At 57.1% G+C, this 11,916-nt stretch carries 9 protein-coding genes and 2 tRNA genes; 2 read left to right on the top strand and 9 right to left on the bottom strand.

Annotated elements, in window-relative coordinates:
• Window positions 1-142 precede the first annotated feature (142 nt).
• From ACYQ11_RS16745 to ACYQ11_RS16730, 4 genes are all read right to left on the bottom strand, one after another.
• Window positions 143-1,585 carry a sensor histidine kinase gene (locus ACYQ11_RS16745; RefSeq protein ID WP_459924960.1) on the bottom strand — a complete coding sequence of 481 codons (1,443 nt, stop codon included), beginning with the start codon at window positions 1,583-1,585 and terminating at the stop codon, window positions 143-145.
• Window positions 1,566-2,240, bottom strand: coding sequence for a response regulator (locus tag ACYQ11_RS16740; RefSeq protein WP_459924959.1), 675 nt, complete (start codon window positions 2,238-2,240; stop codon window positions 1,566-1,568). The genes ACYQ11_RS16745 and ACYQ11_RS16740 overlap by 20 nt, the downstream gene beginning before the upstream one ends.
• A 225-nt stretch (window positions 2,241-2,465) precedes the next feature.
• Window positions 2,466-2,541, bottom strand: a tRNA-Arg gene (locus tag ACYQ11_RS16735).
• A gap of 200 nt (window positions 2,542-2,741) precedes the next feature.
• Entirely contained in the window at window positions 2,742-4,520 is a 1,779-nt protein-coding gene (locus tag ACYQ11_RS16730; protein WP_459924958.1) for a CocE/NonD family hydrolase, read from the bottom strand.
• Window positions 4,521-5,150: 630 nt separating this feature from the next.
• Between ACYQ11_RS16730 and ACYQ11_RS16725 the strand changes: the two genes are divergently transcribed.
• Window positions 5,151-6,641 carry a leucyl aminopeptidase family protein gene (locus tag ACYQ11_RS16725; RefSeq protein WP_459924957.1) on the top strand — a complete coding sequence of 497 codons (1,491 nt, stop codon included), beginning with the start codon at window positions 5,151-5,153 and terminating at the stop codon, window positions 6,639-6,641.
• A gap of 264 nt (window positions 6,642-6,905) precedes the next feature.
• Complete coding sequence (locus tag ACYQ11_RS16720) at window positions 6,906-8,771, top strand: class I adenylate cyclase domain-containing protein (protein WP_459924956.1); 1,866 nt, start codon at window positions 6,906-6,908, stop codon at window positions 8,769-8,771.
• 64 nt (window positions 8,772-8,835) lie between these two features.
• Here ACYQ11_RS16720 and ACYQ11_RS16715 read toward each other — a convergent pair.
• From ACYQ11_RS16715 to ACYQ11_RS16695, 5 genes are all read right to left on the bottom strand, one after another.
• Window positions 8,836-8,920, bottom strand: a tRNA-Leu gene (locus ACYQ11_RS16715).
• A gap of 9 nt (window positions 8,921-8,929) precedes the next feature.
• Window positions 8,930-9,286: a preprotein translocase subunit SecG gene (secG, locus tag ACYQ11_RS16710; protein ID WP_459924955.1), complete on the bottom strand. Its 357-nt coding sequence runs from the start codon at window positions 9,284-9,286 to the stop codon at window positions 8,930-8,932.
• Between the two features lie 15 nt (window positions 9,287-9,301).
• Entirely contained in the window at window positions 9,302-10,060 is a 759-nt protein-coding gene (tpiA, locus tag ACYQ11_RS16705) for a triose-phosphate isomerase (RefSeq protein ID WP_459924954.1), read from the bottom strand.
• A gap of 48 nt (window positions 10,061-10,108) precedes the next feature.
• A complete protein-coding gene (gap, locus tag ACYQ11_RS16700; protein ID WP_459924953.1) occupies window positions 10,109-11,113 on the bottom strand; it encodes a type I glyceraldehyde-3-phosphate dehydrogenase in 1,005 nt (334 codons plus the stop codon).
• 282 nt (window positions 11,114-11,395) lie between these two features.
• On the bottom strand, window positions 11,396-11,803 hold the full coding sequence (locus ACYQ11_RS16695) for a PTS sugar transporter subunit IIA (protein WP_459924952.1): 408 nt from the start codon (window positions 11,801-11,803) through the stop codon (window positions 11,396-11,398).
• Window positions 11,804-11,916: the final 113 nt, after the last annotated feature.

Below are 11,916 nucleotides of genomic sequence, written 5' to 3'. Positions count from 1 at the left end.
GGTACCGTGGACGGAGGCTCAGAGGGGACTATAGACGGGCTGCCTTACGGGAATCTTTCTTGAACATGACATTTTTGAAAGGTTGGAGACAGGAGTCAGCCGGCGCACAGGACGCGGCCGTGAGGGGCGGGAGCAGGAAGGGTCAGAGGCGAGACATGTTCGGGAGGAAAGGGGCTGTCTCCGGAGGGTCGACGGTCGGCAGGGTGATGGTGAAAACGGAGCCTTTTCCAGGCTGGCTGGAGACCGCCACCGTTCCCCGGTGGGCCTGGACAATGGCTTTGACCAGGCTCAGGCCCAGACCCAGCCCTTTTTGCGAACGGCTCAGGTCGCCCCGGTACAGACGGTCCCAGATGCGGTCGATGTCCCTGGCATCGATGCCGGGTCCGTCATCATGGATGGTGATGATGACCGTTCGCTTTCCGGCCGAGGCTTCGATATGAACATGGCCGTGCTCGGGCGTGAACTTGACGGCGTTGTCGATCAGGTTGGCCAGGGCCTGGCCGAACCGGTCCCGGTCGGCATGGACGATGAGAGGATCGGGGATGTCCATGGTAAGGGTGAGGGATTTGTTTTCAGCCAGAACCTCGTACATGTCGACGATGGGGGCGAGGACGTTTTTCAACGGGACGGCCGCCGTGTGGAGAATCATGGTTCCGGTTTCCGCCTCGGAAATATCCATCAGCGTATCGAGGATCCTCAGAATACGGTCCGTCTCTTCAAGGACACTTTCGTGAACCTCCCGGCCGGCGTCATCGGGAGGCAGGGCGTTTAGACTTTCTTCGCATCGGTTGCGCATGCGCGTGAGCGGGGTTCGGAGGTCATGGGCCACGTTGTCCAGGGATTGCTTCATCCCCAGAACCAGTTGGCTGATCCTGTCCAGCATGTGGTTGAACAGACGCGCCAGTTCGTCCAGTTCGTCTCCGCTTTCCGTCCGGGACACCCTGGTATCCATTTTCCCGATATCGATGGATTGGACGGTAGCAATGATATGACGCAAGGGGGTGAGAGCCCGAAAGGCCAGAAAAATTCCAAGGATAATGCCCGTGACGATCAGGGGCGCCATCAAACTGAGAATCAGCCGGCGGAATTCGGCAAGGTCTTCATCCCGAAACTGGCTGGTCATGCCCAACTGGAGGGTGTGGAGACTGCTCAGCCGACGGGTCTGGATATCGAGGACCGTATCGCTATGATCGGAGGATGGCAACCTCAGCCATTTTTCGTCGATCAGTTTAGCGTTTTCGAGGCTCCGGATGGGGAAACGATCTTCAGAAAACGGGCAGTACATGAACACGGTCCGGTTGTTCGGATCGGCGACACGGATGAACAGCAGATTTTTCAGCCGTGCGCTCAGGTGGGAACCGACAAAGGATCGGATACCCTCGAGGCCGCCGCCGAGGTACTCGCTTTCGGTTTCATTGATCTCGGAGAGGATCACCTGAAAATCGCTTTTTTCAAGGGTCGTCGACAAAAAGAAATAGGCGATCAGAAACAGGGCCACAATGGCGAGGAGCGTATAGCCCGAATACCAGGCGGCCAGACGGAAACCGATTTTCCGGGTCATGCGTTTAAGGTTCGTCAAGGACATAGCCGACCCCCCGGATGGTCCGGATCAATTTTTCCGAATAATCTTTGTCGATTTTCGCACGCAGGCGGCAGATCAGGACGTCGACCACGTTGGTCTGCGGATCGAAACTGAAATCCCAGAGCTTTTCGAGAATCAGGGACTTGGACAGCGGCATGCCCGGATGTCTCATGAAGTGCTCGAGAAGGGCAAACTCCTTGGGCTGGAGGTCCAATTCCTCGCCGTTTCGGAAAACCTTGCGTTTCATCAGATCCATGGAAAGGGGCCCCACCGACAGGGTGGTGGGTTCCATCACCCCCCCGGCCCTGCGGATCAGGGCCTGAATCCGGACGAGCAGTTCGGAAAAGGCAAAGGGTTTGACCAGGTAATCGTCGCCCCCCTGTTGTATCCCGCGAATCCGGTCATTGACTGTCCGGCGGGCGCTGAGAATCAGAATCGGGGTGTTGATCCGTTTCTTCCGGATCTGTTCGATGAGGGTCAGCCCATCCATGCCCGGCAGCATCAGGTCGATGACGGCGGCATCGTAGGTCTGGGTCTGGAAATACAAAAGGCCGTCCCGGCCGTTTTCGACATGGTCCACGGCAAATCCGGCTTCCGTGAGCCCCTTTTTGATGAACAAGGCGATTTTGATGTCGTCTTCAACGATAAGAATGCGCATGCCGTCCCCGGATCCCCCTGTCGGGTTGTGCCGTGCCGGTGACACGGTTGGATGATGGACCTATTTTCAGGGAGCTTTGTCCGCTTGTCAAGTCCCATGATGCGAAGACGGGGATGAATTCCCGGCACGCCGTTATCCCGGGTCGGAATATCGGTCAAGGCCGTATGCAAACGGAGTCGTCGGGAGAACGATGGGTCGAGGCGTTTCTGACCAGGAAGAACGTCATGGCGCGCCCGACAGGATTCGAACCTGTGATCTTCGGCTCCGGAGGCCGACGCCTTATCCACTGGGCCACGGGCGCATCATGATAAACGGCCCCCCATCGGGAAGCCTGAATCAATAACGACGTATACTTACCCTTGAATGGGACGGGATTCAAGACTTTTTTTCAAGGTGGAGCGATTTTGATCCGCTCCGGAAGACGGCACGATGCGTCGAAATGGAGGGAATCCGTTCAACCAGGCCCGGGGGATAACCCTCGGGCCTGTTTTAGTATAAAGATCAGTCCACAAAGGGAATGCTCAGGGTCGAATTCTGATCGTAGCTGAAGGTCAGTTTGTAATCCGTGTCCGGGGCCTTGCCGTAGTTGAGATCCTCGGTGTCGATGGCCAGGGCGATGCGTTGGCCTTTTTCCACGGTCACGCAGGTGGTGACCAGGTTGAATTCGACGGTCAGGGTCTCACCGGCGCGGGCGTTTTTCATGAATTTTCCGTCACCGAGGATGGTCAGGGGCGCGTGGCTGAACAGGGTGCCCACGTTGTTTTTGTCCAGGGTGTACAGATGGGCCACCAGCTGAAAGGAGTCGGTGGTGGGGGTGATGTTCAGCTTCACGTGGGGCGCACCGATGATGGTCCGGTCCCGGTCCATGGGCTCGGACTGGTAGACGATGGATTTGCCCTTGTTGGTCATGGGAAACCAGGTTTCCACGTGAAGGTTGGTGGTGTGGGCCTCAAGCAGGGAGCTCAGAATCGGAATACCCGTGGTGATGCCGGACAGGCTTCCCGACCGGATGGTGTCCGCAGTGTTTTTTTTCTGCGAATAACTGTTGAGGGTTCCGTACAGACGATACCAGGGACGGTTGCCAAGGAAGAACGTTTCAGGCCGGATGGTGTTGACGTTGTTGGAGGGATCGTAGATGCCGTCCAGGTAATTCATGTTGATGTCTTTGATGTAGATGTGATCGACATAGTTCCGGTCCTGATTCCGTTTGTTGTCGATGCTCATGGGCGGCAGGTCCATGATGCCGGTGTCCATGCCTTTCAGGTGCTCGTCAAACCAGGCATGGGCCTTGTTCCAGGCTTCACTGGCGATGCCCAGGGCGCCGGGGATGTCGTTGGACCCATGGACCCCCTGGTTGATGTCCAGGCGTTTCTTGTCGGTTTCGAGGGCATAGAAGAAGGGGAGAATCTGATTGGGCGGAAACATCTCGTCCTGAAGATTGTTGCTCAGGCAGACGGCGATGTCTCTCGGCCGGCCGTCGATGCGGTTGAGCCTGTCGACGAAGTTGATCGGTGACCGTTCCATGGCCCAGGTGATGATGCTGTCATAGTAGAGCGGATGGTTGTGTTCGAACAGCGCGCCCGTCAGCTCCCGGATCATCGGGTCGAAATTGCCGGTGAGGTCCCCGATCTCCTGAAGCACGAATTTGTGCCAGACTTCCTTGGTGGTCTGGTTCATGTAAAGCGATCCGGCAAGGTCCCCCCAGGGCACCATGGCCATCACCGCCTTGACCCGGGTGTCGTGGGCCGCTCCCAGCAGGGACAGTCCGCCGCCCAGGGAAATACCGCACATGCCGATTTTGGCGCCCGAATCATCGATGACCCGTCCCTGGTCGTCGGTGACGACGCCGGCCACGGGCTGATAGGCGATCAGCCAGTCAATGATGGCATTGATGTCGGCCATGTCGTCGGGGCCGCCCACGTTGACCTGTCCTTCGGAGATGCCCCAGCCCCTGGGGCTGTATCCCAGCACGATGTATCCCTTGCGGCAGAGTTTTGCCCCCTGCATGACGTATTCGTGCTCTTCCATTACCCAGCTGCTGGGCATGACAATGGCGGGAAAGCGTTCGAAAGGCTCACGGGCTTTGGGGACAAAGATATTGGCGGCGATGGTGACGCCGTCATGGGAGGAAATGAGAACATCGCCCCGCCAGGTGGATTCATACAGCTCTTCGGAGGTATTGAATCCGGGTTCTTCGGGCAGGGTGCCCATGGCAACGGCCGAGGTGCATGTCAATAATAAAGCAAGCAGGGGATAGATAAAAAACTGACGGCGTTTCATGCTGACAAGGTCCTCCTAAAAATTGTTTATTGTACCGACGGGCGCTTCACCCGTCGAAACCCAACATCTGACCGCCGTTGTAGACGGCAGCCGGATCAATCATGTTCTGTATCGTTTTAGCCGGATTGAACGCATGCAGTCAGTGGGCGGACTGCTAACGCACGGTTGATTAAACGAACGTACAGTATGTGTGTGAACACTGTCAACCTCTATGTACATCTTTTTTTACGTCGGTGAAAAAGAGGGCTCCGGGCGCAGGCGGCAATGCCGAAAATACAGTCGGACCGGGCTCTGCCGTCCAGGCAATCGCATGTCCTGTTCGTTCATGTGCATGTTCACGTTCACGAGCACGGCAGGCCGAGACCGGCTCGACCGTTTCATCCCACGTCGGTTGAACCATCTAACGATTGCGTTCACGTGTTGCCTTCCGGCACCGTGAACGTGCTCGTGACCGTAAACGTGAACGGCATGATCCGTTCCGCAGGAAGAGACCCATGTGTTTTAAGATCATACAGGCGATTGACCCGGCATGCCGTCGATTGTCGGTTGCCATGGTCGTCAAAGGCTGTTAAAATCAGGACGTCGTTTTTCATCCAATCTCCCTAACGATCCTGAGAGGAATCCGAGACCATGATCGCTCTGTCGACCCGCAGTCCCATGACGGCCCGCACGGACCTTCTGGTGCTTCTGGCCACCGAATCGAAGTATCTTTATCAACAGGCGGAACTGAAGGCGCTGGTGAAAAAAGCCGTCTCCTTTCCCGAGTTCTCCGGAAAGGCCGGGGAACAGCTGATCCTGACCGATCCTTCGGGAGTCAAAGCCCGGCGTGTGCTGATTCGAGGGCTGGGGGCCATGGGGCGCATCGATTCGGAGAATATCCGCAGGGCCTGCGGCGCCGCGGTCCGCTGGGCCGTTCAAGGCCGCATCGAAACCCTGTCCTTTGTCCTGCCCGATCTGTCGACCCTGAAACCGTCGCCTGCGGTTTTTCTGGAGGCCATGGCCGAAGGTGCCTGTCTGGCCAATGATCTGTTCGATGTCTATCGCGAAACCAAGACCGCCCGGGTACTCCAAACGATGACGGTTTACACCGGAGCAGCCATGCCCCCCGGGGCCAAGGACCGGATCAAACGCATTCAGACGATCTGCGAGGCCGGGCGTCTGGCCCGGTCGTGGGTTTCCATGCCGGCCAATGACAAACCGCCTCTGGTCTTGGCCGGGCTGATCGGGGAAGCCTTTGCCGACAGCCCGGTGACCGTCCACATTCATGACGAAGACTGGCTGGAACAACAGGGCTTCGGCGCCATGCTGGCCGTGGCGCGGGGCAGTTTGAACCGGTCCGCCCTGGTGGTGATGGATCATCATCCCGAAAAGGCGCGGCGGACCGTCGTGCTGGTGGGGAAAGGGGTGACCTTCGATTCGGGCGGGCTCGATCTGAAGACCGCCGAAGGCATGGGCACCATGAAAATGGACATGGCCGGTGCCGCCGCCGTGGCCGGAGCCCTGCGGGCCTTGTCCTCCATGTGTCCGGATATCCGCATCGTGGGCGTGACCCCCCTGGTGGAAAATATGCCCTCGGGCCAGGCGTTTCGGCCCGGGGACATCGTGCGCAGCTACAGCGGCAAAACCATTGAAATCGGAAACACCGATGCCGAAGGCCGTCTGATCCTGGCCGATGCTCTGGCCTGGGCCTCCCGGACCTATGCGCCCGACCTGATGGTCGATCTGGCCACGTTGACCGGTGCCTGCATGGTGGCCCTGGGTGACCGCATCGCCGGGGTGTTTTCACCGGACCGAGCCCTGGCCCTTTCCATCGAAGCGGCGGGTCGGCGCAGCGGTGAACGCTGCTGGCCCCTGCCCCTGGTCGATGATTACAAGGAACTGCTCAAGAGTGATTTTGCCGACATCGGCAACATGGCGGCATCGAAATACGGCGGAGCCATCACCGCCGCGCTGTTTCTGTCGGAATTTGTCGGAAAAGCCCGATGGGCCCACGTGGATATCGCCGGACCCGCCTATGCGTCCAAGGCGACAGACCTTGGGCCGTCCGGGGGAACGGGATTCGGCGTCCGCCTTTTGTGCGAACTGATCGGATCAGGCGGGCTGCTCAAGGCCGGATCATGATCGGGGGGGTGTTTTTTTTTCTTTGAACAAGAGGCAGGGTTTGCCCGAATTTTCAAGAACCGTGACAGACGGCAGTTTTTTTCCCTTGAACCCCATGGCGCGGCAGCCGTAAGGATTTTTCACATCCCAGGTGATATAGAAGTGGGTACATTTACGGCAGTTAACGGTGTTTTTTGAGTTCATGGCCTGAAGTTCCGGTTTCGGGCGAAGGGCGCGACAAAAAATTTACACCATATGCCTTGGTTTGATCAAGAAAGAATGGCCATGCTCCGAAAAATCCTCACCAGGAATATTCAGAAGTACCTGGAATACAATGATCTTCGCAAGCAGATGTTCGTCGAATGCTCCCCGAAGGACAGTGAGTTGATTCTCTATCTGCTGCCGTGGCTTCTGAGCGTGAACCACCCGGACTGCCCCGGGTATGTTCCGGGGCTCGACACGGCCTTCCAGGTGTATGACGCGGCCTCGGACAAAGAGATCCGGAATCGGGAACAGCGGTTCAAGGAAATGTTCGGCATCACGGAGCGGGGAACCCTCTTGAGGGCCTGCTCGTCGTTTCACTGGATCGAGGGGCTTTATACCATCGGCAGCATCGGCACCATCAGTCAGACCCCCGAGTCGGACTGTGACATCTGGGTCTGCTACGACGGGCGCATGCTTGATGCGGGGAGCGTCAAAGCCCTCAACCAAAAGCTTGAGCTGATTCGGGAATGGATCGGCCAGAACGGGAAAATACCGGTCTATTTTTTTGTATCCGAAATCCACGATATCCGGGCATGCCGGTTCGGTTCCGTCGATGAAGAAAGCTCGGGAAGCACCCAGACCCAGGTACTCAAGGAGGAGTTTTACCGGACCTGCGTGCTGATCTGCGGAAAAATCCCACTCTGGTGGATCTGCTATGACAGCCGGGTCCTGATGAATTACGACCGGGTTCTATTGGAGATCACCAAGCAGCCCTATGGATTCGAGAACCTGCTTGATCTGGGCAATCTGGAGCGGGTCGACGAGCACGAGTACTTCGGGGCGGCCCTCTGGCAGCTGCACAAATCCCTTGAAAAGCCCCTCAAATCCATTATCAAGATGCTTCTTCTGAAGATGCAGCTGGACGCTCCCAGCGAGGAACTGGTCTGCCATAAATTCCGGCAGCATGTGATGGTCAAGCACAAGGACGTGATGATTCCCGACCCCAGTGTCTTTTCCATGTTTTTCATCATGAGTTATTATCAGGGGAAGCATGACGCCGATACCATTTCCTTTATCAAGGAATGCTTTTATCTCCGGTGCGGGCTTAAGCCCTTCAGCCGGAAGCATCAGTTCAGGGAACGGCTGATCGGTCTGTTTTTCAGTAAATTCGAAATCGACAAAGAGATCCGGTACAATCTGGACCAGTTCCCCAAGTGGAACCTGGAGGCCCAGATTCGGTTCGGAAAACGGATCTTCAAGCTGCTTCTGCAGATTTATCGGGATATTTCACGATCCCATGCCGGGGTGGCCACCCTCATCGACCGGGAGGATCTGACGGTCATCGGCCGTAAGATTCAGGCCTATTACGAAAGCAGGACGCACAAGGTGGCCATTCTGCCCAAGCCCATGGGGGTCCTCAACATCTCCGGCCTGACCTTTCATCTGAACGAAGGCAGGTGGCAGGTCTTTTCCGGGAATATCATGGGCGGACGGATTGTCGGTGATCCGGATATCCTGTATGTGATCGCCTTTATCGTTCAGAACCGTTTGTTCGAACCCGGACGAACCCACATGATCCCCAATTATTCGAGCATCTCTCTGCCGGAAATCGAAAATCTTGCCGTGAAAATCCGGGAATTCATCGTTTCGGACCATACGGTCATCCGGGGCGATTATCTGAAAAAGGCCGTCATTGCCAAAATGCTGGTGGTGATCAGCTTTGAAGAGGAACCCTGGGAAAAGGCGGCCGGAAATATCGGGCTCATCTGCAAAAACAGCTGGGGCGAGGTGACGGTTCAACGCTTTCACACGGAAAAACGGCTGAGGCTGTTTCTCGACGAATCGGGGTGTCGCGGCGGCCGGGTTCGGGTGGATTATTACCTGCAGAAAAAGACCAACAATTATACGACGCTTCTCAAACAGGTCCGGCATATCATCGAAGGATGAAAAGGGATGGGTTGACGCTCCAAATGAAAAAGGCCACGGCGTATGCCGTGGCCTTTTCTATGAATGGTGCCGAAGGGGAGACTTGAACTCCCACGGGTCGCCCCACACGGCCCTCAACCGTGCGCGTCTACCAGTTCCACCACTTCGGCATGATCTCGTTATTCAGCGGAGTCGGCTGCCTTTTCTTCCGCTCCGGCAGGTTCGGCGGGCACAGCGGGAGGCGCTGTTTCCGGAACCGTTTGTTCGACGGCGGGTTTGACCTGATCCATCAGCGACGCCTTGACCCGGTGGCCTGAATGGTAGGCCAGGTACAGGGACGTCAGCATGAACAGTATCGCGATTCCCGTGGTGATCTTGCCCAGCAGGGTTGTGGCCGTGCTGGTGCCGAACATGGCCTGACCGCCGGCGCCGCCCATGGACGCTCCGATGTCGGCCCCTTTGCCGGTCTGGAGCAGAACGATCATGATCAGAGCCAGACAGGCAAGAATGTGCAATACTGTAATGATAAAAGTCATAATCCTAACGCCGTATCATTCAAAACGAATAATGTCGTTGAAAGTTGCCGCATCGAGGCTGGCTCCGCCGACCAGCGCGCCGTCCACATCTTCGAGTGTCATCAACTCGGAAATGTTTGCGGGTTTGACACTGCCGCCGTAAAGAATTCTCATTGAGGCGGCCCGTTCATCGCCGAAAAGATCTCCGATCAGTGATCGAAGGAAGGCATGAACGTCCTGAACCTGCCCGGGTGTTGCGGTTTTTCCGGTCCCGATGGCCCAGACCGGCTCATACGCCAGAACAAGAGTCTTCAGTTCCTCAGAGCCGAGTCCTTTTAACCCGTCTTTGATCTGTTTGTCAAGAACATTCATCGTTTTTTCTTGGTCCCGCTCACTTTCGGTTTCACCGATGCACAGAACGGGAACAAGCCCGTTTTCGATGGCTGCACGGAGCCGCAGGTTGACCGTTTCATCGGTCTCGCCGAAATACTGTCGTCGCTCGGAATGTCCGATGATCACATGGGTGCAGCCGCAGGACCGAAGCATCCCTGCGGAAATCTCTCCGGTAAAGGCACCGTCCTTTTCCCAGTGAAGATTCTGGGCGCCCAGGGCGACGGCCGAGCCTTTGAGGGCCTCGGACACCGGCGCGAGGGAGGTGAACGAGGGGGCGATCATCACGTCCGTATGGCGTGCATCCGCCGTGAGGCGGACGAGTTGTCGGGCCGTTTCCACGGCGTCGCCGCAGGATTTGAACATTTTCCAGTTCCCGGCGATCAAAGGGCGTCTTTGGGTCATGGCAACTCCTTGTGGGCTGTCGGTTGTTGTCAAAACGACGGGTTCCGATCAGAGCTGGGAACCGATCAGGGCGGCCAGATCCACCATGCGGGCCGAATAACCGGCTTCGTTGTCGTACCAGGACATGACCTTGACCATGTTGCCGATCACGTCGGTCACGGGAGCGTCCACGATGGAGGACAGGGGCGAACCGTTGAAGTCGCTGGACACCAGGGGCAGGGTCGAGTATCCGAGAATGCCTTTGAGGGGGCCTTCGGCGGCGGCGTTGAGGGCCTCGTTGACCTCGGCGGCGGTGAGACCGGATTTTTCGACACAGGTCACCAGATCCACGATGGAGACGTTGGGCGTGGGCACCCGCAACGACAGGCCGTTGAGTTTGCCTTTCAGTTCCGGAAGCACCAGGGCCACGGCTTTGGCCGCACCGGTGGTCGTCGGGATCATGGACAAGCCGGCGGCTCGGGCGCGTCTCAGATCCTTGTGCGGGGCGTCTAAGATCCGCTGGTCGCCGGTGTAGGAATGGATGGTGGTCATCAGCCCGCTGACAATGCCGAACCGCTCGTGAATGACCTTGGCCACGGGTGCCAGGCAGTTGGTGGTGCAGGACGCGTTGGAGATGATGTGATGTTTGGCGGGATCGTACATGTCCTGGTTGACGCCGAGCACCACGGTGATGTCCGGGTTGGTGGCCGGGGCCGAGATGATGACTTTTCGGGCACCGGCGGCCAGGTGTTTGGCGGCGCCTTCACGGTCTCTGAATCGTCCGGTGCATTCGGCGGCGATATCCACCCCTTCACGGGCCCAGGGCAGGTCGGCCGGGTCCTGGATGGCGGTGACGGCAATGCTTCGGCCGTCGACCTCGATGGTGTTTTCCCCGGCTTCCACCTTGTGGGGAAAGCGTCCATGAACCGAATCATAGGAAAGAAGATGCGCGATGGTTTTAGTGTCGGTCAGGTCATTGATCGCCACCACATCCACGTTGGGGTGCTTAAGGGCTGCCCGAAAAACGAGTCGCCCGATGCGTCCGAAACCATTGATACCCAATTTTACAGTCATGTCTGCCTCCAGGTCGTCGTGTACACACAATTAAAAGCCGGAACAAAGCGGCGGGCACAGGGGACGTAACACAAAGGTCGGTCCACGATCTTGTCCGGTTTTTCCGATGTAATGATAATAAAAAGAAAAAGGCGGCCAGGCTCCGGCATGAAGCCCGGAAAGGCGCCTGTACGGCCTTGTCAAAACATAGACACTTTTAAAGCAAAGGGATTGCCCTTGTCAAGAAGAACGCATCACTATTATCAGGACCCTTCAGGTTGACCAGGATACCTGAAATCCGGGTTACTCGGCTCCTTTGAGAATGCCGCTTGCAAGGGAGATGCTGCGTTTGCCCGAGGCGACCAGGGTTTTCGCCACACCGCTCAAGTCCTCGTTTTTCTGAAGGCCCACGGCTCGGATCAGAATGGGCAGGTTGACGCCGGAAATCACTTCCACGCGGCCTTCGTCAAGAAAGGAGTAACTGAGATTCGACGGGGTGCCTCCGAACATGTCGGTGAGGATCAGGATGCCTTTCTTCGCATCCACCTGCTTGATGGCCTTGGCAATGTTGTCACGCAGGTCGTCCACGTTTTCCTTGACGTTGATGGAGACCTGGGTCACGGCCTCCGGTTTCGATCCAAGGATGAATTCAGCGGTTTCGATGAGCGTTTGGCCGAGACGGCCGTGGGTGACAAGGACGATGCCGATCATAACATTCCTCTGGTAAGTGGTTTCCGTCCGCTTTGGGCACGAACGGAGCATTGACGTCTGGTAATATAGTACATGATGGCGTCATGTCAAAAAAAAGTTCCCAAAATCGAAAA

The organism is Desulfatiferula olefinivorans (genome assembly GCF_054657895.1).
The sequence above is the reverse complement of the archived record's forward strand: the minus strand, read 5'-3'. Positions and strand labels throughout refer to the sequence as shown.